The 23,051-nt window shown below is 29.6% G+C and carries 21 protein-coding genes; 8 read left to right on the top strand and 13 right to left on the bottom strand.

Annotated features, from left to right (window positions below):
* The first annotated feature begins 18 nt into the window (after positions 1-18).
* The 4 genes from XO08_RS08190 to XO08_RS08205 are packed head-to-tail and all read left to right on the top strand — an operon-like array spanning position 19 to position 3,731.
* Positions 19-1,311: a hemolysin family protein gene (locus XO08_RS08190; RefSeq protein ID WP_077287989.1), complete on the top strand. Its 1,293-nt coding sequence runs from the start codon at positions 19-21 to the stop codon at positions 1,309-1,311.
* On the top strand, positions 1,304-1,693 hold the full coding sequence (gene cdd / locus XO08_RS08195) for a cytidine deaminase (RefSeq protein WP_077287990.1): 390 nt from the start codon (positions 1,304-1,306) through the stop codon (positions 1,691-1,693). Before XO08_RS08190 ends, cdd begins: the two co-directional genes overlap by 8 nt.
* A complete protein-coding gene (locus XO08_RS08200) occupies positions 1,690-3,213 on the top strand; it encodes an AAA family ATPase (protein WP_077287991.1) in 1,524 nt (507 codons plus the stop codon). Before cdd ends, XO08_RS08200 begins: the two co-directional genes overlap by 4 nt.
* 5 nt (positions 3,214-3,218) lie before the next feature.
* Positions 3,219-3,731, top strand: a complete 513-nt coding sequence (locus tag XO08_RS08205; RefSeq protein WP_077287992.1) for a hypothetical protein — start codon at positions 3,219-3,221, stop codon at positions 3,729-3,731.
* Here the strand turns inward: XO08_RS08205 and ligA are convergent.
* Positions 3,714-5,699: an NAD-dependent DNA ligase LigA gene (ligA, locus tag XO08_RS08210; RefSeq protein ID WP_077287993.1), complete on the bottom strand. Its 1,986-nt coding sequence runs from the start codon at positions 5,697-5,699 to the stop codon at positions 3,714-3,716. The two genes, XO08_RS08205 and ligA, sit on opposite strands and share 18 nt — an antisense overlap.
* A gap of 101 nt (positions 5,700-5,800) precedes the next feature.
* Between ligA and XO08_RS08215 the strand changes: the two genes are divergently transcribed.
* On the top strand, positions 5,801-6,019 hold the full coding sequence (locus XO08_RS08215; RefSeq protein WP_075666464.1) for a hypothetical protein: 219 nt from the start codon (positions 5,801-5,803) through the stop codon (positions 6,017-6,019).
* Between the two features lie 3 nt (positions 6,020-6,022).
* Here XO08_RS08215 and rnr read toward each other — a convergent pair whose 3' ends face one another.
* The 8 genes from rnr to XO08_RS08255 are packed head-to-tail and all read right to left on the bottom strand — an operon-like array spanning position 6,023 to position 14,356.
* Positions 6,023-8,137 carry a ribonuclease R gene (gene rnr, locus XO08_RS08220; protein WP_075666465.1) on the bottom strand — a complete coding sequence of 705 codons (2,115 nt, stop codon included), beginning with the start codon at positions 8,135-8,137 and terminating at the stop codon, positions 6,023-6,025.
* Positions 8,138-8,141: 4 nt separating this feature from the next.
* A complete protein-coding gene (locus XO08_RS08225; protein ID WP_077287994.1) occupies positions 8,142-9,392 on the bottom strand; it encodes a 16S rRNA (cytosine(967)-C(5))-methyltransferase in 1,251 nt (416 codons plus the stop codon).
* The gene (locus XO08_RS08230) at positions 9,389-10,081 is read right to left on the bottom strand and encodes a zinc metallopeptidase (RefSeq protein WP_075666467.1); all 693 of its coding nucleotides are present in this window, start codon (positions 10,079-10,081) and stop codon (positions 9,389-9,391) included. The genes XO08_RS08225 and XO08_RS08230 overlap by 4 nt, the downstream gene beginning before the upstream one ends.
* 4 nt (positions 10,082-10,085) lie before the next feature.
* Positions 10,086-10,745, bottom strand: coding sequence for a response regulator transcription factor (locus XO08_RS08235; protein ID WP_077287995.1), 660 nt, complete (start codon positions 10,743-10,745; stop codon positions 10,086-10,088).
* The gene (gene rlmB, locus XO08_RS08240) at positions 10,726-11,442 is read right to left on the bottom strand and encodes a 23S rRNA (guanosine(2251)-2'-O)-methyltransferase RlmB (protein ID WP_077287996.1); all 717 of its coding nucleotides are present in this window, start codon (positions 11,440-11,442) and stop codon (positions 10,726-10,728) included. Before rlmB ends, XO08_RS08235 begins: the two co-directional genes overlap by 20 nt.
* Positions 11,439-12,194 (bottom strand): nucleoside triphosphate pyrophosphohydrolase, encoded by a 756-nt coding sequence (mazG, locus tag XO08_RS08245; protein ID WP_075666470.1) that lies wholly within the window; start codon positions 12,192-12,194, stop codon positions 11,439-11,441. The genes rlmB and mazG overlap by 4 nt, the downstream gene beginning before the upstream one ends.
* Entirely contained in the window at positions 12,178-13,152 is a 975-nt protein-coding gene (locus XO08_RS08250; protein ID WP_075666471.1) for an AI-2E family transporter, read from the bottom strand. Before XO08_RS08250 ends, mazG begins: the two co-directional genes overlap by 17 nt.
* Positions 13,142-14,356, bottom strand: a complete 1,215-nt coding sequence (locus XO08_RS08255; RefSeq protein ID WP_075666472.1) for a hypothetical protein — start codon at positions 14,354-14,356, stop codon at positions 13,142-13,144. Before XO08_RS08255 ends, XO08_RS08250 begins: the two co-directional genes overlap by 11 nt.
* Before the next feature lie 81 nt (positions 14,357-14,437).
* Between XO08_RS08255 and XO08_RS08260 the strand changes: the two genes are divergently transcribed.
* Positions 14,438-15,616, top strand: a complete 1,179-nt coding sequence (locus tag XO08_RS08260) for a hypothetical protein (protein WP_075666473.1) — start codon at positions 14,438-14,440, stop codon at positions 15,614-15,616.
* 21 nt (positions 15,617-15,637) lie between these two features.
* Here the strand turns inward: XO08_RS08260 and XO08_RS08265 are convergent, their stop codons facing one another.
* The 4 genes from XO08_RS08265 to rpe are packed head-to-tail and all read right to left on the bottom strand — an operon-like array spanning position 15,638 to position 21,201.
* The gene (locus tag XO08_RS08265) at positions 15,638-17,662 is read right to left on the bottom strand and encodes an RND family transporter (RefSeq protein WP_077287997.1); all 2,025 of its coding nucleotides are present in this window, start codon (positions 17,660-17,662) and stop codon (positions 15,638-15,640) included.
* Positions 17,659-18,096 carry a hypothetical protein gene (locus XO08_RS08270; RefSeq protein WP_075666475.1) on the bottom strand — a complete coding sequence of 146 codons (438 nt, stop codon included), beginning with the start codon at positions 18,094-18,096 and terminating at the stop codon, positions 17,659-17,661. Before XO08_RS08270 ends, XO08_RS08265 begins: the two co-directional genes overlap by 4 nt.
* Positions 18,086-20,560, bottom strand: coding sequence for a DNA polymerase III subunit alpha (locus XO08_RS08275; protein WP_077287998.1), 2,475 nt, complete (start codon positions 20,558-20,560; stop codon positions 18,086-18,088). The genes XO08_RS08270 and XO08_RS08275 overlap by 11 nt, the downstream gene beginning before the upstream one ends.
* A complete protein-coding gene (gene rpe / locus XO08_RS08280; RefSeq protein ID WP_075666477.1) occupies positions 20,557-21,201 on the bottom strand; it encodes a ribulose-phosphate 3-epimerase in 645 nt (214 codons plus the stop codon). Before rpe ends, XO08_RS08275 begins: the two co-directional genes overlap by 4 nt.
* Before the next feature lie 59 nt (positions 21,202-21,260).
* Here rpe and XO08_RS08285 point away from each other — a divergent pair, with 59 nt between their 5' ends.
* Together XO08_RS08285 and XO08_RS08290 are read left to right on the top strand one after the other, a co-directional pair.
* Positions 21,261-22,058, top strand: coding sequence for a purine-nucleoside phosphorylase (locus tag XO08_RS08285; RefSeq protein ID WP_077287999.1), 798 nt, complete (start codon positions 21,261-21,263; stop codon positions 22,056-22,058).
* Positions 22,059-23,042: a bifunctional oligoribonuclease/PAP phosphatase NrnA gene (locus XO08_RS08290; protein ID WP_077288000.1), complete on the top strand. Its 984-nt coding sequence runs from the start codon at positions 22,059-22,061 to the stop codon at positions 23,040-23,042. It begins immediately after the preceding gene.
* Positions 23,043-23,051: the final 9 nt, after the last annotated feature.

Genomic DNA, 23,051 nt, shown 5'->3' on the forward strand with positions numbered 1-23,051 from the left:
GTGGAGGTGGGTTATAGAATGGAAGATCCTTTAAGTTACTTTTGGTCATTTATATTTTTGATATTTTTGTTGTATTTGTCATCTGTTTTTTCGGCTTCAGAAACAGCTTTAACATCTGTAAGTAGATTGAAATTAAGAGAGTCTTTGAGAAAAGGTGATATGAAAGAGGAAGAAAATGAATTACATCTTTTTAATAAGTTACTTACCGTTATTTTGATTATGAATAATTTGGTAAATATTTTGGCTTCATCCGTTGCAACTTTGTTGGTTGTTGGTCTATTTGAAAATATACTTCCGAGTAGTGTTTCTGCACTTTTAAGTACTTTAGTCTTAACCTTTTTTATACTTATCTTTGGTGAAATTACTCCTAAGATATACGCACGACAAAACAATGAGAAAATTTTTAATAAGATGATCAAAGTACTTTTATTCCTTTCAAAAGTTTTTTCTCCTATAATTAAAATGTTAGTGGGAATTTCAAATTTTGTTATAAAGTTAATTGGTGGAAAATTGGTAGAAGAAGCGCCATTTATTACTACTGAAGATATTTTAATGTATGTGGAAGTTGGAATGGAAGAAGGAACTTTACGCCATGAGGAAAGTTTTATGTTAAAAAGGACTTTGGAAATGGAAGAATCAATGGTTAAAGAAATTATGATTCCCCGAGTGGATATCATAGCAATTGAGGAATCTGAGACATTGGATAAAGTAATGGAGATTATAAAGGAAGAAGAATATTCAAGAATTCCTGTTTATAAAGAAACTATAGATAATATTGTAGGAATTTGTTATGCAAAGGATGTTCTTGTTTTTATTAGTGAGAGAGGAACGGATGTTTCAACCAAAGTAAAGGCAAAAGAGCTTATGAGGGAACCTTTGTTTGTTCCAGAAACAATGAAAGTTTCTGAACTTTTGAAAATTTTTAAGGAACAGAAAATACATATGGCAATAGTGGTAGATGAGTATGGAGGAACAGCAGGTCTTGTAACAATGGAAGATATATTAGAAGAGATTTTTGGTGAAATAATGGATGAATATGATCAAAATGAAAATATTGGTATAAAAAGGCTTGAAAATGGGGCGTATATAGTTGATGCGACAGTGCCAATAAATGATTTGGAAAGGGAATTGGGTGTTGACTTTCCTGAAACGGATTACGAAACACTGGCCGGTTATATATTAGAGCATCTTCAAAGAATTCCAAAGGTTGGTGAAGAAATTCTTATCGATGGTTTTTCGTTTAAGATTATTGCAGCATCTAAGAACCGAATTGAAAAAGTTTTAGTAAAGGTGGTGGAAAAAAATGAGTAATAAGTTAATTACATTGGCAAAAGATGCAATGAAAAGAGCTTATGCACCTTATTCCAATTTTAAGGTAGGAGCGGCACTATTGACAAAAACTGGTAAAGTCTTTACAGGTTCAAATGTGGAAAACGCTTCTTATGGATTAACGTGTTGCGCTGAACGTATAGCCATTTTTAAAGCTGTGAGTGAAGGTGAAAAAGAATTTGATACATTAGTTGTAGTTGGAGATACAGAAGATCCAATATCACCATGTGGTGCTTGTAGACAGGTTATGGCTGAATTTGGAGACTTCAAAGTTATTTTAGTTGGAAAAAATGGTGCAGTAAAGGAAACAACTGTGGGGGAATTGTTACCCGATTATTTTAAAAAGGAGCATTTGAACAAATGAACAGGGCGCAGATTGTCTCCGTGCATTTACATGATTATTTGTATTTTAGAGATATTGATATATTTTTTGATTCGGGACTGAATGTTATAACTGGGGAGACTGGTGTTGGAAAAAGTTTAATATTAGATGTATTTGGGATTTTGTTGGGGATTTCTAATGGAAGAGTGGATAATTATAACGCAGAGATGGTAATGGATATTCCTGTAGATTATCCTGAATATGACGTTTTTTCCGGAGAGAATGTTTTTTCTATAACAAAGAAAGGGAATAGAACTGTTTTTAAAATTAATGGAAAAGTTTTTCCAAAGAAGGTTGTAAGTAAATTACTCTCAGAATTTATAACTTTGCACAGGCAAAATTCACATATAAAGATTTTAGAACCAAATTTTATTTTAAATTTTCTAGATGAAACTTCAGATAATTTTGAAGATTTGAAGAAATATAGAGAGTATTTTGAAAGATATAAAAAAATTAGAAAATTATTAACCGAAGAATCGTTAAGTGATTTAAGGGAAAACTTGGCGGAATTAGAAGAAAAAATAATTGAAATTGAAAAGATTAGTCCTTCAATAGAAGAAGAAGAGAAGTTGAAGAGAGAATATGATATTGCTTTGAAAGCACAAGAAACTATTGAAAAGTATAATTATATATTAAATTCAAGTGAGGAAATTACGGAAAAGCTCTGGGAAATAAAAAAGATGTTGAGTGAAAAACATGAAGAATCTTTGAATACCGCGTTAGATATAATAGAAACTTTAAAGTTGGATTTGCAGAAAGAAATTGATGAAATAGAAAGCTACGATATAAAGGAACTGGAAGAAAGAATATGGGATTATAACCTTTTAAAGAGAAAGTATGGACCTACAATAGAAGATGTAATAGATAATTATGAGAACTTTATAAAAGATTCTAAAAAATTAAAAGAAAGAATTAAAATTTTAGAAAATTCAAATAATGAACTTGAGCAAGTTTTGAATAAAATGAGGAAATATGCAAGTTTGTTGTCGGAAAGTAGAAAAAATGCTGCAAAGAAAGTTTTGGAAAGGTTTTATAGACATTCAAGAGATTTGAATTTGTCTTTTGAATTGAAATTTCAATTTGAAGCCGTGGATTTTAATTATTTTGGAATGGATAAAGTAGAATTACTTGGTAATGCAATAAAGGGAGAAAAATTAAAACCGGTAAAGAGTATAGCATCGGGTGGAGAGTTATCGAGACTTATGCTTGCTTTGGAACTTTCTGTTGTTTCAGAGGGAATTTTGATTTTTGACGAAATTGATGCGGGAATTAGTGGTATTACTGGGAATAAACTTGCAGAAAAGTTGAAAGAAGTTTCTAAAAATTATCAAGTAATTGTAGTGACACACTTACCACAAGTTGCAATTAAGGCTGATAAACACTTTGTTGTGAATAAAACAGATAACGGAGGGAAAGTTTGTGAATTGGATGAAGAAAAAAGAGCACAAGAGATAAAAAGAATGTTAGGTTCCGATACTGTTTTAAAGTTTATTGAGGAGTGATGTTCGTGAAAAAAGTATTTATTTTATTTTTTCTACTTTTATTGTTTTTTGGGTGTAATAATACCGATGAAAATTGTATTTTTATTGGAAAAAATAAAATTTGTCTACAACCTAATGATGAAATTATCAGTATAAATACGGGATATTATAATGTTTTACTTAAGAATAGTGACTTGTTATATTTTGAAGGAATTTCTCAAACTGGTGGGATTGATTTGGAAAAAGCATTAATTTTGGCTAGAATAGATGCAGCTTTAAAAATGAAAGATTTTTTAGGAATAGATATTAAGTCGGAAAACGGAGAAATCACCTTAAATTATGGTGATATAAAGCATCTATCGTATGACTTGATCTATCTTTTGAATAGATCTTTGGAATATATTGTTTTTAGAAGAAATCGCGGAAATTTTTATGAAATACATACAATTTTATTTTTTATTCCATCTTTAAAGAGATTTGTCCCTATATATGAGGATGATTTTTCAAGAAAGATTTGGAAATTAAGTAATCATTTTTAGAAAGTCTTCTTCCGATAGAATTTTTACACCTAATTGTTGTGCTTTTTTTAACTTTGAGCCTGGATTTTCACCGACTATCAGGTAATTTGTTTTGGTACTTACGGAATTTGATACTTTGCCACCGTTTAATTCTATTAGTTCTATAGCTTTATCCCTTGAGAGAGAGTTTAATTTACCTGTAATTACAAATGTTAGTCCTTTTAATATATCCGATTTTTTCATTTCCTTTTCTTCAAGATTTACTCCAGCCTTTTTCAATTTTTCAATAATTTCTTTTGTTTTTTCGTTTTTGAAATAATTTATTATACTTTTGGCAATTTCAGGACCTATATTTTCAATTTCAACTAGTTCTTCATAGGAAGCATTGGATAGGTTTTCTAAGCTTTTAAATCTTTTTGCTAGTATTTTTGCAGTTTTTTCACCAACTAATGGTATGCCAAGACCAATAATGACTCTGTTTAGTGGAGTATGTTTTGCTTTATTTGTTTGTTCTAGAATTTTTGCGATGGATTTTTGACCTAATCCGCTTATTTGTGCTAGCTCAAAGGGAGTTAGGTAAAATATATCGGCTACATCATCTACCAATTTTGCGTCAACTATTTTATCGATAATTTTTTCACCGATACCAGAAATATCAAAAGCAGATTTAGATACAAATATTTCTAAATGTCTTTTAAGTTTCTGAGGACAATGTGGATTGAGACATCTAATGGCGGTTTCATCATCAGATAATTTTCCAATTTCGCCATTGCAAATGGGACATTTTTTTGGAATTTCAATATCTTTTTCGGAACCTGTTCTTTTTTCTTTGATTATGTTTACAACTTGTGGAATTATACCTCCCGCTTTTTCAACGAGGACGTGATCACCGATTTTAATGTCTTTTTCTTTTATGTAATCAAAGTTATGTAATGATGCACGTTTTACGATACTGCCATCTAAATCTATTGGTTCAAAGATTGCAACAGGAGTAATAACTCCGCTTCTTCCAACATTTAATTCTACGTCTAATATTTTTGTTTCTTTTTGAATAGCAGGGAATTTAAAAGCAATAGCCCATCTTGGTGATTTTGTGGTTTCTCCCAAAATTTTTTGATACTCAAAGTTATTAACCTTTATTACCAATCCATCGATCCAATAATCTAATTTTTTCCTACCATCGGTCCATTTTTTCCAAAAATTTACAACACATTCTATATCTTGGCACAGTTTTGAGTGCGGATTAACTTTAAACCCTATTTCTTTCAAGAAGTTTAAAGCTTCCCATTGAGTAGTTAATCCGTATTTTTCAGGATTTACTATATGATAAATAAATGAATCAAGGTTTCTTCTTGCAACAATTGAAGAATTCAATTGGCGAATTGTCCCAGCTGCTGCATTACGTGGATTTGCAAAAGGTTGTAAGCCTTCTTTTTCGGCTAATTTGTTGTATTTTTCAAATTCTTTAATAGGCATATAAATCTCGCCTCGAACTTCTATATCAATATTTTTGAATAATCGCAAAGGTATTGATTTTATTTTTTTTACATTTTCTGAAATGTCATCGCCAATTATTCCATTGCCACGACTGATTGCAGTTTTAAAATATCCATTTTCATACCTTATTGCAACGGAGATACCATCTATTTTTAATTCACATACATATTGTACTATGTTTGTCTTTAACATTTTTTTTATTCTATTATCAAATTCTCTCATTTCTAGTTCGTTGTATGTATTGTCTAAACTTAGCATGGGAATTGAATGTTCCACTTTTTTAAATCCTTGAATTAATCCTCCTCCCACTTTTTGTGTTGGAGAATTTGATGAATAGTATTCCGGATATTTTTTTTCCAGATCTATTAATTTTTTTAAAAGTTTATCGTATTCTTCATCACTTATTACCGGATCAGCCAAAACATAATATCTGTAATTATGATATTCAATTTCTTTTCGTAATTTTTCAATTTCATCTTTGATTTTATCCATATTACTTTCCTCCAAATTATTTTTGTAAATTTGCAAAAAATTTGATTGTATGATAAAATATTTTTCGGTAATTAATATATTTTTTTGGGGGAGGTATAAATATGATAAACTTTCTTGCTATTTTAGGTGTTATATTTTTAATAATTTTAGGGATTTTATTTTTTCCGTTTTTATCCCCTATTTTATCTATAGTTCTTGGGGTTCTTTTAATTGTTTTGATTTTTATTGGATTAGTAACAATAGTACTTCCAGTAGTTCTTGTCTTAATAGCAATCGCTCTTATTGTAAAAGGTGTCAGATATTTAACAAACAAAAGGTGAGGCTTATGCCTCACTTATTTCAAAATCAATCTGCATTCTAGTTTTGTTAGCATTTACAACTTTTGCCCTTAATTTATCTCCTATTTTGTACACTTTTCCTGTATGTTGACCAATTAAGATACTTTTTTCGGGATCATATAAGAAATAATCATCCAGTGTAGAAACATGAATTAATCCTGATATGTTTTTATCTATTATTTCTACGAACATTCCAAATTTTGTGACGGAAGTTACAACTACATCGAAAACTTCACCAATGTGATTTGATATATAGTCAATTTTTTTCAAGGCAATATAATCCCACTCAGCTTCATCTGCTATTCTTTCTCTTTTACTTGAATGTATGGCAACTTTTGATAGCTTCTCATTTAATTTTTTGAGTTGCTTTTTTGATATTTTTTTGTTGTCAGTTAAGAATTTTTTAATAAGTCTGTGGACAATAAGATCTGGATATCTCCTTATCGGAGAGGTAAAATGTGTGTATGCATATGAGGCAAGTCCAAAATGTCCAATGTTTGTAGCTGAATAGATTGCACGTTTCATTGAACGGACAAGGAGTTTTTCTATACTCCCCCTTAATGGATGTCCTTCGGTTTTTTCGAGTAATGTTTGTAATACTTTGGGTTGTATCTTTTTTGGAACTTTAAATTCTATCCCTAAAGCTGCTAAATAATTTTTTAATTGGATAATTGTATCTGGATCAGGTTGTTCATGTACTCTATATACAAATGGCAAATCAAGATGATGAAAAATTTCTGCGATGGTTTCATTTGCTTTTATCATAAATTCTTCTATGATAACTTCTGCTTCTCCCCTTTTCCTTGGGATAATATCAACTGCGTGCCCTTTTTCATCTAGAATAATCTTAACTTCTCCACCTTCTATGTCTAAAATTGCCCCTCTTTCTTTTCGAGCTTTTCTTAAAATATCTTTTAATTCTTTCATTAGCAATAATTCTTTTCTTAAGTCTCCAATTTTTTTTATTGCTTCTTCTTTTCCTTCGAAAAGAGCGTTTACATCGTCGTATACAAGTCTTCTATTGCTTCTTATTACTCCTTTTGTAACTTCAAAATCAACTACTTTACCATCTTTGTTGATTTCCATTGTTAACGACATTACCAAACGATCTTCGCCTTGGACCAAACTACAAATTCCATGTGATAATTTAAAAGGTAACATTGGAATGACTCTATCGATTAAATAAATACTTGTTCCGCGTTTAAACGCTTCTTTGTCTAGAAAGCTATCTTCTTTTACATAGTGTGAAACATCTGCAATATGTACTCCAAGTAGGTAGTTTCCATTTTTTAATTTTTTTACACTTACAGCATCATCAAAATCCTTTGCATCTGGTCCATCAATTGTTACTACTAATTCATTTCTAAAATCTTTTCTATTTTTAATGTCTCTTGAAAAGACTTTATCAGGAATTTTTGATGCTTCTTGCATAACTTCGTTTGGAAAAGATATATTTATGTCATGTTTTACGATTACAGTTGGAAAATCAGTTGCAGGATCATCGGCATAACCTAATACTTCTACAATTTTTGCAACGGGATTTTTCGTAGGGGTAGGATATTTTAAAATCTTTCCTACTACTTTTTGACCAGGTTTTGCATTATTAAAAAATTCTATGGGGATATAAAAATCATATTGAATTTTTGGATCATCTGGGATTAAAAATGCAGCTCTTCCAATAGGTTGAAATGTTCCCACTACCTTTTTTAACCCGTGATCAATTATTTTTATTACTCTTCCTTCAGGTATGTCATACCATTTTCCCTCTATTTCTACTATTACCTTGTCTTTATGTATAGCTCTCCCTGCTTTTTCGGCGGGAATAGCAATTTCTTCTCCAGATTCTGTCCAAACAAATGCCATTGTACCATTTCTTGTGAATTCTATAGTACCAATAACCATATTTTTGCTTATTGGTTTGTATCTTCCTTTACTGTCTTTGAATAATTTTCCTTCGTATAAAAGATCATTTAGTATTTTTCTTAGTTCTTTTTTTTCGGTTTTATTTTTTAAGCCTAGTGCTTTATATAATTCTTTTTGAAGCATAGGTTTATAATTTTTTGAATTGATAAAATTTAATACTTTTCTTTTGGTAATCATTTCTTCACTCCTTTATTTTTCTAATGATTGAAACATAAAATGGTGTTAGAGTTTCATCTGGATAAAATAGCGCTCCATAGCCATCCCATATATATTTTATACCAAATTGTTCTAATTGGTTTCTTATATCCAAAAATTCACCGAGAGATTTTAGTTGATTTACAGTGTTTTTGTTTTCCTCGATAGTTACTGTACATGTAGAATAAACCATTAATCCATGTTTTTTTAGATTTTTCCATAAATTTGATATGATCTTTTGTTGAATTTTGGAAAGTTTCTGGAAATTTTCCTTAGATTGTCTTCTTAAAACCTCTGGATTTCTTCTTGCTGTTCCTAGACTGCTGCAGGGTACATCAACAAAGATTTTATCAAAAAAGTCATTTAATTTTATTTTTTGAGCATCGTAATTTAAGATTTTTTTTGGTTTTAAATTTAATCTTTTGAATTGTTCTTCTAGGATTTTTATCCTTTCTTTTTCGATATCGTTTACATATAAGTTTACATCTTGCAGTTCTAAAATATGTGTGGCTTTTCCACCTGGAGCAGCACATGCATCTAAAACATATTCATCTTTTTTGAAGTCTACAAGTAAAGGTATTATCTGTGATGATTCACTTTGATATGTAATTAGACCTTTTTTGTATTCTTCAAATTCCCATGGATTTTTTTCAATTTTTTCAAAGACTATTCCTACAGGAGAATGGGAGGTAAATAATGAATTGCTTATTTTTATATTGTCTCTTTCTATCTTTCTAATATTTACCCTTGCAGTAGTTTTGAGGGGGGTTTGATTTAATTCTAACATTTTAATTATATAATCTGTTGGCAAAAAGCTTTTCCAATATTCAACTAACCATTTTGGATGGGAGAATTTTAAGTGTATTTCTTTTGGTTCTATATATCCAATTTTTGATATTTTTCTTAAAACAGCGTTGACAAGTCCTTTGAATGACTTTTTTTCAACTAAATCCACCATTTCATTTACAATTAAATAATTTGGTTTATTTGTGAATAATATTTGAAAAGTTCCCATTCTTAAGATAGTTCGAATTGACGGAGGTATCTCTTTGTTTTTCAAAAAAGAATTTATTATCCAATCTAGATAATCTTGATATCTTAAAACGCCAAATATCAAGTTTTTAAAAAAAGCTTTCTCCTCCACATAGGAGAAAGCACTATAAAATTCAGTGGAGAATATTCCGGACTTAAACTTTTTTCTTAATAGTCTGTATGCAATGATTAAATCACTTTTCAATCTCTGTTTCCTCCTAGAAATCCTGCAATTAGCAACATTCTTAAAAGTTGTAAGAATGCCATTAGCGTACTTGCAACATAAGTCATAGCTGCTGCACCTAGTACACTTTTTACACCAGATAGTTCATTTTTTGGCATCATTAAGTTGTTTTCCAAAATCTTAACGGCCCTTCTGCTTGCGTCAAATTCTACAGGAAGAGTAATTAATGAGAATATAACCGCTAATGAGAATAAAAGAATTCCAATTCTTACCAATGCCATATTCATAAAGATAAATCCAAGTATAAATAAGATCCATGAAAGATTTGAAGAAAAGGATACAACTGGAGCAATACTATTTCTCAAAATTAATGGCACATATTTTCTTGCGTGTTGGATTGCATGACCAATTTCATGTGCAACTACTCCGAGTGCAGCTACAGAATTTGAATTGTATGTAGCATCGGATAGTCTAACAACTTTTTTTATTGGATCATAGTGATCTGTTAAATTTCCAGGAACTCTTTCTACTTTTACATTATAAATCCCTGAAGATTCCAACATAAATTTTGCAAGTTCAGCACCTGTCATATTTAGGCTAGATGGAATTCTAGAGTATTTTGAAAATCTTTCTTGAACGTACATTTGCGCAATAAGTGCTAAAAGGATACCAGGTATTAGAATTATAAAGGTTGGGTCAAAGAAAAACACCTTTTCACCTCCAATTTATTGTATAGCCCACTCCTCTAATAGTTTTTATTAAATCCGGTGAGATTTTTTTTCTTAGATAGTTTATATATACTTCAACTATATTTTCAGAACCTTCATACGAAATTCCCCAAACTGCGTTTAAAATTTCTTCTTTTGAAACTGTCCTATTTGAATTTTTAACAAGATAAAAAAGTAAATCAAACTCTGTTTTAGAAAGATTTACAGGTTTTGATTTGTGTAATACTTCTCGTTTTTGTAAGTTTATTTTTAGTTCTCCTATTTTAATTTCTTTTTCAAAAGTTATTCCTTTTCTCCTTGCAAGTGCTTTGGTTCTTGCAAACAATTCTTCAAAATCGAAAGGTTTTACTACATAATCGTCTGCACCACTTTCAAATCCTTCTAATTTATCTTTTTTTTGAGAAAGAGCTGTTAGCATTATTATACCAGCTGTTGGATCCATTTTTCTTATTTTTTTGGCAACTTCTGTACCATCTATATCTGGCAGCATAACATCCAAAATTACGACATCAGGTTTGAATTTATCATACAAAAGTATGGCATCTTCACCAAATTCACAAGTTTCAACTGTACAATTTTCGTGTTTATATTCTAATTCTAATAATCTTCTTAATTTCTCATCATCTTCAACTATTAATATCTTCATTTTTTCTAAACACCTCGTATAATAATATTCCAGCACTTACAGATACATTTAAAGATTCTACTTTATTTTTCATGGGAATTGAAATTAAATCGTCGCATTTATTTTTTACATTTTCTCTAATGCCACTTCCTTCGTTTCCCAATACTAAAGCTACGGGTTTTTTTAGATCTACTTTATGATACGCTTTTCCTTCCATTGCAGCACCATATACCCATACACCTAACTTTTTTATTTTTTCTATAAATCTTGAAAGGTTTGTTACTTGAACTATATTTGTTTTAAATATTGTTCCTACAGAAACTTTCACAACAGCTGGTGTTACCTTTACTGAGTTGTTTTTTGGTATTACTATTGCATCAACACCACTTGCAACAGAAGTCCTAATGATTGCACCAAAATTATGTGGATCTTGTATTTGATCTAGAATAACAATAAATGGGTTGGTTATTTCTTCGATTATTAATTCATCTTTATATTCAAACTTCCCAATGTCGATTACAACCCCTTGGTGTTTTTTTTCATTTGAAATCCTTTCTAGTATTTTATCATTAGCTATTGTATATGGCATGTTTCTTTGTTTGACACTTTCGATTAATTTTTCTAAATCTCTTGATTTTGAATTTGAAAAGTAAACCATTTTTACAGATACATCATTTTCCAATATTTCTTTTAGAACATTTCTACCATACACTTTCACTTTTTTGACTCCTTCCAATATTGTTCTAGTTCGTTAATTGATAGATCTTCCATTCTTCCTCCATCCTTTTCGATTAATTCTTCCATCTTTTTAAACCTATTTACAAATTTTTGTGTTGCGTTTCTTAATGAGACTTCTGGATCAACTTTTAAAAATCTTGAAAGATTTACTATTGAAAATAATAAATCACCAAATTCTTCTTCTATTTCATTTGCGTTTTTGGAGTTTTTAAGTTCTTCAAGTTCTTCGTATACTTTTTCGTATACATCTTCTATGTTATCCCAGTCAAAACCAACGTTTGCAGCGTTTTCTTGTATTCTTCTTGCAAGCGAAAGGGCAGGAAGTGATTTGTTTACTTTTCCAATTTTTGAGAAGTGTTTTTCTCCCTTTTCAAGTGCTTTTATTTTTTCCCAGCGTTCATATGAAAAATCTTTTTCGTTTCCAAAGACATGTGGATGTCTTCTAATTAATTTGTTAATCAAAGTGTTGATTATATCTTCGATTGTAAATTCTTTTTTTTCTTTTCCAATTTGTGCATGAAAGATTACTTGTAAGAGAATATCCCCTAATTCCTCAACCATATTTTTGTAATTTTGATTTTTAACTTCTTCAACAAATTCATAGGTTTCTTCGATTAAATACGGAATTAGCGATTCATGAGTCTGTTTTCTATCCCACGAACAACCATTTTCTCCCCTAAGGGTTTCCATAATTTGGAGTAATTCTTCAAACTTTTCACCTATTTTTCCCATAATTACCTCCCAAAATGTATTCAAGCCAATATCTTTTTATAAACAAAAGAGAAGGAATAGCTATTAGGATTCCTATGAATCCAAGTATATCCCCAAAAATGAGCAGAGAAATTATTAATATAAACCAATGTATGTTAAAATTCTCGCTTTGGATTTTTGGGGCAAATACCCAACTTTCCAATTGATTTGCCAATGCCAAAATTAAGATACTAATTATTATACCTTTTATACCTAATGATGAATATCCAAGCATTAACATGGGAATTGATACAATTACAACTCCTAGAAACGGTATAAAATCCGTTATAAATGAAATTACTCCAAGAAAAAACGCTCCCTTAATTTTAAAGACCCATGCAAGAATTCCAACTATAAGTCCTACAAGCATTGCAATAATTACCTGTCCACTTACAAATTTTTCAAAGTCTTTGTAAAATTTCTTTATAAAATTGTATCCTTTTTCTGGATCTTTTATGAAAAAATTTTTTACGCGTTTTTTTAAATATTCTTTTAAATTTGCAACTGCAACTGTGGTGGTTGTTATTAAAATTACCATTGTTATTAAAGATGGAGTAAAACTGATGATTTTATTAAAAATATTTAACGCGAAATTTGAAATTTGTCGATTAGAGTTGTTTATAAAATCTAGGAGCCATTTCGGAAGTGTTGTATTGTTTGGAATAGAAAGTTTGGTTAATTCTGAAAATATTTTTTTCCCTTCTAAGAAGATTATTGGAAAAAAATTTATAGAAGAGTAAAAAATCAAAGATAAGAGTAATGAGTATGAGATAACCTTTGAAAGTTTTGGATTTAACTTTCTTGAAAGATATTTTGCAGGAACGTCAAGTACAATAGAAATATAAAAACCAATTACTACTGCTCCTAAAACAAATGGTGAAATTTTTAATATGATTAGGAATATAACAAAATAAAATAAGAGTATAAAACTATCTAACATCTTTTTCACCATCTTTTTTTTTGAATTTGTTAAGAAATTTATTGATAATTGATTCTTTTTGATTTATTTTAGAGACATGTGTAAATTTATTTTGCTTATCTTTTAAAAATTTGACAAATAGGTTTAAGATTGCTCGATTAGCATCTACTTCTGGATAAAGTATTCTTCCAATACCTTCGATTGCATTTTCTAAAGTAGTGTCAATGTTAGATAAAATTTCTTTTTTTAATACAAGAGTTCTGTTTTTGACATGATACTTTTTATTCTTTGTTTCCAACATATTTGTTGATATTTTTATTTCTAATTCTACTGCTAAGTCTTTGAGTAGGTTTTCGACTATTTTTAAGTTTTCTTTTTCTACATCGGTTAGCTGATCTTTATTTATGTAAGCAAATTCAAAATTTTTTGAGTATTTTTCAAGAAAAACATTAATAGTGTTTATATTTTTTCCTAAAAAATCTTTTTCACTTTCTACTATATCTTTTATATTTTGCGAAATATAAACTGGTTTATAGCCACTTTCAATTGCCGTATCTATTAAGTAATAATATTTTACATAGTCACTCTTTGTTATAAACAAGTATTTGTTGAGGGCATTAAGCAATTTTACCGCGTGTAATTGTACATCTTTCCAGTTTATCTCATCATGTGCTTGCCCTCCATCAAGTTTTTCCAAATCTTTTGCAAGATACATTGCAATTTCCGCTTTTTCACAATTTAATAAGATAGTCTTTATCTTATGAACATACGCTGTTCTTTTAAATGGCAATTCTAATTTTTCGATTTTTTTTATAATAGTTTTTGTTGGTTTTTTTATATTATAGCTAAATAGAAAATTCTTTTCTGTGGCAACTAAAAAGCCGTTTATATAAATTTTTGAATTGTTATTTTCGTTTAGAAAGACTTCACCTTCGTTGTTTGACTCTAGTACCGTTACGTTATTTAAAAACATAGATTTTAACTTGTCGAGCGATTCATCTGGAATATTATAAAATAAAATTGTTGCATTTTCAATTACAGGAGAATCAATCTTATTATCTGCTTTTAATATTTTAAAATCGACATCTTTAAGAAATTTAGTAACTATGCGATCTGCAGAGAATAGTATTTCATTTTTGTTAAATTTAATTTTGTATTTTGAGATTATAGCAAGGTTTGCAAGTGAGAATACAAGCGACTTTTCTGTTTTGGAAAAATCAAACATAAAATCCCCCCTAGATTCAAAATAAATTATACCATAACTGTGGTATAATAAAATTACGAAGAATTATGTGGAGGTGATATTATGAGAAAATTTTTAATTACGTTATTAATTTTTACGTTTACATTGTTTGTATTTTCAAATATTCCCCTTAGTATTGGTACAATTGAAAAAAATAATGAAAAGTATTTTGTGTATGAATTAACCCCTGAATTTTCTTTTGGACCTTTAACTTTGGGAATTGGATTTACAGCTTATGCCACTGATGTAGTTTATGGAGAGCTTTATTATGGAATTCCTTCTTCTACACCGAGTACTAACATAATTAATGCATTTGTTTTAAATACTCTGGGAATAAAAACGGATAATTTTGAGTTTAGGTACGGTTTAGTTAAACCTACTACTTTGGCTTTAGGATTTAATATGAGGAAGTACATTAACAGAAATACTAGGGCATTTGATTTAAAATTTAATTTATCTAATTTTGGGCTTTATACACATATACCATACGAGATTACTAAATTTGTACCTTTTGAAGTTTTACAATCTGATAGTGTATTTTTTGGTGACTTTGTGTATAAAGCAGGATTTGTGGAATTACAAGTATATGGTATAACTGACCCTGAAGCAACGGATACTTTTGTAATTGACAATTCTACACCTGTTAAATATGCGGGTGGTGTTGCAATATACGTACCATTAGTTAATGTTGTAAAATTGGGAGTTGAATTTGCTTTACAATCAGATGAAAGCTTTTCTTCTATAGGAAATGGTGTCTTTGTAGGAGTTTATGGAGATTTTGGAGTTTTAGAACCAGTTGGTGGAGTATATTATTTTAGAAATGGCTATGTTCCATTTTTGTTTGATAGAAACTATAACTATTTAAAATCAAATCAAAGTTTAAATGGTTTAGAAAACGTTGAGGATAAATCTGGATATTTGGTAGGGATGTCAGTGGATTTGATGCCGTATGGTAATGGTGAGTTTTACGTTTATGGTGCTTTAGATGGTGTTACACCAGTTGCTGAGGGAAATGTAAGAATTATATTACCGGAAATAGCTAGCTTTCCAGGATTGTTTATTGATGGATATTATTACGATTCCACACCATTTGAGAATGGTTTCTTAGATGAAAATACAGAAGTGTATTTAAAAATTTCATATCCTATACTCGGTGAAAGTTTCGTTGCAGGGATTGTTTATAGCTGGGAAGAAAACCAATGGGCAAAGAGTTTGTTTATAGGTGGATTGACAACGTTTTAAGAAAAAGACCTCTCTGATAAATCAGAGAGGTCTTTTTTTATTTTTTGTGAAATTTAATAGAAATGGCTGTATTATCAGTGTAAAGTAAAGACCGGTAGATATACCAAGTATTAACAATAACGCTATTGATTTGAAGAGTTTTAAAGAAGAGAAAAGTAGAACAGAAAATCCCAGTATCAATCCTATACCATTTGCAAGAATTGGAGGACCGACGTTTATTATCGATTGTTTTGAAGATTTTGTTAAACTTCTGTCATTTGCAAGATGTATCGAATAGTCTATAACTAAGCCCATTAAAATACTAGAGGTTATGGATGTTGAAATATCTAGGTTAATTTTAAAAATTGCCATAAAGATAAAATTGAAAATTGTGGTAAAGCTTATTGGGATTATTACACTTAAGGTTATTTTGATTGATTTAAAAGTAATTAAAACCATGAGAAAGATTATGATACTTGCAAATAAGATAGTCTGTAATTGTGCATTTAATATACTGTTATTTATATCATGCCATATTAAAGAAGAACCGGCCACATAGAAGTTATCATAAGGTATGTATTTTTTTATTAATTTGACTACTTTGTCGACGTTGTTATAACCATCTTGAGTTAAGTAGATTAATAATCTGATCTTATTTTTATTGGCAATGTAATATTTTAAAACGGGATTTGTCTTTGAAAAATTGTATAATAGTGGTATAGGAATATTGAGTGGAAAATTGGCATTGGAGATAAGTTCAGACTTTTCAAGTTCTCTTGTAAATTTCTTTAATTTTGTATTATCAGAGGCAAGGAATACTTTTTCATTTTCTATGACCAATGATATAGGTTCTCTAAAGTTAAAAACATTTTGCATAATTTTTGTTGCTTTTCCAAGTTGCGAGTTTTCTGAAAAATACGATAACATGTCAGATTTTATTGAGATATTTTTAAGAATTAATGGGGAAAATATTATTAAAACAACAAAAGTTATTAGAGAGAAAATAGCAACTTTGTCTCCTAAGTATTTTATACCAAATTTTTCAGGTTCTTTTTTTCCGAGTGATAGAATTAATGGTGAAAGTTCAAAAATTATTATTACATTTATTGCAAGCCCTATAGAGACCAAAACACCTAGTTCCTTAAAAGATTCAATCTTTACAAAAATGAAAGATAAGAATCCAGCAGCGGTTGTTAACATTGAAAACAGAATAGGAGCTAAAATATGAGATTTTGTCTTTTTGAAATCCTTGTTTTTGTAAAAAGAATTATAATAGTGTAAACCATACCCGGAACCTATTATTAAAAGAAATGAAAAAATCATTACGGTTAACGTATTTAAAGGTCTTCCCGTGAGGAAGAGCATAGCAATTGTTATTAACGTAGAAAGTATGGGAGATAAAAGTATAAATAGTGAAGATTTAAATGATTTTGTTTGGTAGTAAAAAAACAATAGTATTAAAGAGAACATTATAACAGGATAGAAATACATTTGTTTTAGTAATTCTTTAAAGAGATAGCTATCAATAACTGGTTCCCCAAATAAATAAAAGTTTTTAAAGTAATTTGTTACTATGTTTTCAATTTTTGAGATATCTTTTCTTGAATCTACATTTGGTCTGAAAATTACGTTAATTATGCAGTATTTTCCATCTTTGCTTATTAAATTTTGTGCCATTTTGTCTTTTAGAATATCTTTTTGTAGAGTGTTATTTTTTACATAGTTTTGTGATAAAAAATTTGCTTTTGGAATATTTGTAGGACTTAAGATTGTAGTTATGTTTTTCATTTTTAAGAGAGCTTTTTCTAACTTTATTAATTTTGTTGTTTGTTCACTGTTAAAAAATGTTTTTTCAGAATAAAGTATAACAAAGATTGTGTTGCCATCGTTAAAGTCTTTGCCAAGTCTTATAAAATTTTTAATGTTTACATTGTTTATTTCTTCTATATTTTGTCCATGTTTAAAACCAGGAAGAAATACTTCTGGACCTGTATATACCTTTCCTTTAGAGATTATTATTAAGATAGATAGTAAAATAACGATAGAAAAAATTATAAGTTTTTTCATAATTTATCACCTTCAAATTTTTCCGCTTCAACAGCAGCATTAATTAAAATATCATGAAATTTTTTCCATTCATTTATGACTTTTTGTTTTTTTAGATGTTGGACACATTTTTCATTTTCCTTTGGTTCTAAAAGTAAACATCCACTGGGGCGTTTTTCTTTTGTAAGTTTACATCCTCTTTCCGTTAAAAAAGTGCATTCGCCTGATATGGAATGATCAAAAACTTGAAATTCTTTTCCTTTTATAGAAGGCCTTACAAAATATTCATCTTTTTTCTCCCAATCTATGCACCAATTTCCGGATTTGAAAGCATCGATTAGATTTTTGTAAATTTCTTCTTTTGTATTACCAAAATCATTTGGAAGGGTAAGTCCTGGATAATTCTTGCAACATTTACCTTTGCATTTACTACAAATTTCAAAATTAATATACATCTCTTTCACCTTCTATCATTATTTTATAATCGTCAAAGAGAGGTCTTGCACCTTTTATTTTTAGATTATTATTTTTAACGTAGAGGTATTCATTGGTGTTTCCTTTTTCTAAAAAGTTTTTTGGTGGGAGATTGTTTACACTGTAAGTTACTTTTCTATAACCTGGAATTATTTTTAATTCTCTATCATATATCAACGTGTAAATTCCATCGGGAATATTTATTTTAATTGTAGAAATACCATCACTTGCATATCCGGCGATTGATTTAACATTAATTGCTAATTTTTGATCCCTTGAAAAAGCTATTGAAAGCGGGGCAAGTTGGTTTTCTAATTCGTTATCTGTAAATGGTTTTGAAATACAAAATCCCAAAGTATTGTATTCCATATCGCAGCGTTCCCATGCTTTTTCTTCTTTTATTTCTTCACTAATCTTTTTACCAAATAGTTTATTAGATAATTCCAAAATTTTTTCATTTATTCCATTCCTAATTTCTTTTAATTTAAATAAAAGTTCCCTTCTATTATTTGAAAGATAATCAAAACTTCCAACTTTGATTAAGGATTCAATTACCGAGTAATTTAAATTTGGATTTTTTTGAATAAACTCTTCTAAGGAATTGTATGGAGAGTTTTCAAGTATTTTTCTTTCAAGATTTTCGTTTATACCTTTTATTAAAAATAGAGGGATATAAAAAGTATTTTCATCTTTTCTATTTTCGATATTAGGGGAAGAAATTTTGAATCCCCTTGATTGAATTTCAAAAATTATCTTTTCTATTTTTGAAGTATCGTATTTTAAAAATATTGTATAAAATTCTTTTGGATAGTGTTTTTTGAAATATGAAAGATAATACGATATATGAGAATATGCAACGGCGTGAGATTTGTTAAATGCATATTCTGAAAATTCTAAAATAATTTCAACTAATTCGTTTACTTCATTTTCGGAGAATTTTTTTAGAAGGTTATTTCTAAATTTTTCCATTAAAGGTTTCATTATGTTTTTATCTTTTTTTGAAACTGCTTTTCTCAAAATATCTGCTTCTTCGTCGGAAAATTCCGCGTAGTTTTTTGCAATTTTCATTATTTGTTCTTGAAATATCAATATTCCATATGTTTCATCAAGTATATCTAATTTGCCTTTTTGATTTTTCCATTTGGCACTTGCCAATTTTTTATCTAGATTAGATTTTAAAGGTCCGGGCCTGTTAAGGGAAATAACTATTGAAAGTTCGTTTATGGATTTTGGTTTAATCAATCTAATAATTTTTTTTGCGATATTACTTTCAAGTTGAAAAATTCCGTTGGTATAGCCTTTAGATATGAATTTGAACGTTTCACTATCCAATTTTGGCTTTCCAAGTACATTTTCAAGTTCAGAAAGAATTGTCAAAGTTTTTAAGCCTAGAATATCAAATTTTATATATCCAATTTTTTGTAAAGAGTCCATATCCCATTCAATTATATTATCTTTTATTGGAAGTTTTAAAGGTGATGTAGATATAATTATGCCTGCAGCGTGAATACTTTTATGAATAGGTAACCCCAAAAGATCATTTAGTTCTAAATAAGATACATTGGTTTCGAATGCAATTTTTTTTAGTGTTTTTAATCCGATATTAGAGAATGTACTTATGTGGTACACATATTTGAATTCTTCTTTAAGTAGTTCTATAAGTTTTTTCCGTTTTTCATCTTCAACATCTAAATCTATATCCGGTGGTTCTTTTCTTCCTATGTTTAGAAATCTTTCAAATAACAGATTGTATTTTAGAGGGTCAATTTTTGTTATTCCGAGCATGTACGACAGCAAAGAGCCTACAGCACTTCCCCTTCCAGGACCAATTTTAATGTTATTTTTTTTTGCAATATTTGTTATTTTGTGGACTGTGTAGAAGTAATCTAAGAAATTTTTGGCTTTTATGATTTCTAACTCATATTTTAACCTTTCTTTATATGCGGGATTGTTGATTTTTTCCAGGTTTATAAAATTTGATGGTGCTTTTGGAAGTGTTTGAAAAGATGTAATTTTATAATCTGAAACATCTAAATTGCAATAAATTTTTTTTAATACACCTTTTTCAACGGGTGAGATACCCAAGAATTTAGAAAATGTTTCATAGACCTTTCTTTTTCCGGGCAAGTAATATGCAAAGTAAACTTGATCTTTATCTATGTAATTAAGATCTAATTTTTGAAAAGAATTGTTGGAATATGCATTAAATAACGAATACAACTCATCCGTGTTTTTCGCATAAAATACCTTGTCATTGTATGGATATGCAATTATAGGTTTAATGTGGTATTTTTTGCAAGTTTCTATAAATTTTACAGTTGCATGAAAGTTATTATCACACAATACCAAAACCTTTGCCTCTTGACTTGAAGCATATCTTACAGTGTCTTCAATTTTCAGGATAGATCCTTTAAAAGAATAAGGAGAAACTATTGCGGTGATCATTTTCCCCTTAATTGGCTGCTCAGATTTTCAAGATCAGGATTTTTGAAAATACCATATCCCATTATTAAAATATTCGCACCAGCGGATACTACAACATCGGCATTTGAGGAATTTACCCCACCATCTACTGCAATTGAATAGTTCATTCCGTATTTTTGTTTCCAGTTGTTTAGAGTTTTAATTTTTTCAATAGATTTTGCTATAAATTTTTGACCGGAAAACCCTGGGTTTACACTCATTACCAGTACGCCATCCACATAAGGAATAACTTCTTCTATTAATACAAGGGGAGTTCCTGGATTTAGTGTGACAAAGGCCTCTATGTTATTTTCTTTTATTTTTGTAATTGCCCTATGGATGTGTACAGTGCTTTCAATGTGGACTGTGATTCTTTGAATATCGAAATCTAATAGTTTATCAATGTGAAATTCTGGATTTGTAACCATTAAATGTACGTCTATGGGTAAATTCGTAATATTTTTAACTGCTTTGATCAATGGAAAACCAAAGGTTAAATTTGGAACAAAATGACCGTCCATAACGTCTATATGGAGTTCGTCAATGTAATTTTCCACTCTTTTTATTTCAGACTTCAAATTTGAAAAATCTGCCGCAAGGATTGAACCACTTAATTTAGTCATTTTTCATTCCCCCTAACAAATTTATGTTATAATAATTATAACATGAGGAGGTGGAAATAGTGAAGGAAAAAATTTTGCAAACAGTTGAATATATTAGAGCAAAAGTTGATTTTAAACCGGATATAGGATTAATTTTAGGATCCGGTCTTGGTTTTTTAGCGGATAAAATAGAAGATTCAAATGAAATAGCATATGAAGAAATTCCGAATTTTCCACATTCTACGGTTGCAGGTCATGAAGGAAAATTGGTTTTTGGTAAATTATCCGGGAAACGTGTAGTTGTACTAAAGGGAAGGTTCCATTTGTATGAAGGATGGTCTCCTGAAGTGATAAAATTTGTGATTTATGTTTTAAACAAATTAGGTGTAAAAAAATTAATAATTACAAACGCAGCAGGAGGAATAAATAAGTTATTAAAACCTGGAGATATTGTTTTGGTAAAAGATATTATTAATTTCCAATTTAAAAATCCGTTGCGTGGTCCAAATTACGAAGAGTTTGGACCGAGATTTCCAGATATGTCGACTATTTTAGATAAAGAATGGACTGAAAGGTTAAAAGAAAGTTTTGATTTACCACAAAGAGTTTATATGGCCGTTTTAGGCCCAAGCTATGAAACACCCGCCGAGATAAGGGCGTTTAGAAAATTAGGGGCTGATGTAGTGGGAATGTCAACGGTTCCTGAAATAATTGCTGCAAAGCACTGTGGAATAGATTGTCTTGTGTTGTCTTGTGTAACAAATATGGCAGCAGGTGTTTTGGATCAGCCATTATCACATAAAGAAGTTGTAGAAGTTGCAAATAGAGTAAAAGATAAATTCTCAAAAATAGTTTTAAAGTCTTTGGAGGTGGCTTGATTGGTTGCAAATGAGTTTTTGAATATTGTTGGAACCTTAAATGAAACAAAAAAAATAGTTGTAATTGGTCATATAATGCCAGATGGTGATGATATAAGCTCAGTGTTATCTCTTTCATTAGGGCTAAAAAAATTAGGGAAAGAAATTCTATCTTCAATTGATTGGAAAATTCCAGGTTATTTTCACGAGATTGATGAAGTAAAACATATTAGAAATTATGATGAAATAGATGTATATGGGTTTAATCCAGATGTTATAGTAGTAGTTGATGCCTCTAGTCCAGATAGAGTTGGAAGATTTTCAGAAGTGTTAAAAGATTTTAAAGTCATAGTTATTGATCATCATGCTACTAACACTTATTTTGGAGATATAAATTGGGTGGATCCTACTTTTGGAGCTACAGCCCAAATGGTTTTAAGGATTAACAAAGAACTTCAAGTTGAATATGATGAAAGACTTGCATTAGTAAATTTAATGGGAATAGAAACTGATACGGGATTTTTTAAATATTCAAATGCAGATGAAAGAGTTTTTAATGATGCGGCATATTTGATCTCACTAGGTGCAAGACCAGATGTTATTGCAAGAATGATATTGGAAAACAAAAGGCTTGAACAGTTTAAATTATTATCTAGAATGATTGATAATTTAAAATTAGAATGTGATGGGAAAATTGCATATTCATTTTTATCAAAAGAAGATTATGAAGAGTTTAATTGTACAGATGAAGATAGTGGAGGATTTGTAAGCGAGATTAGAGCTATTAAAGGAGTAGAAATTGCCATATTTTTCTATGAATATGTAAAGGGAGAAGTTCATATAAGTTTTCGGTCGAAAGAGTGGTTTGATGTAAGCAAGATTGCGTTTTCTCTGGGGGGAGGAGGCCATCCAAGGGCGGCTGGTGTGACCATAAATGGGAATATAGAAGATATAATTAAGGAGGTAATTAAGTTAACTAAGGCTACTTTTTCAGCGCAAAGGTAGCCAAGTAAG

Source organism: Thermosipho sp. 1074 (assembly GCF_001999655.1).
Classification (GTDB): domain Bacteria; phylum Thermotogota; class Thermotogae; order Thermotogales; family Fervidobacteriaceae; genus Thermosipho; species Thermosipho affectus.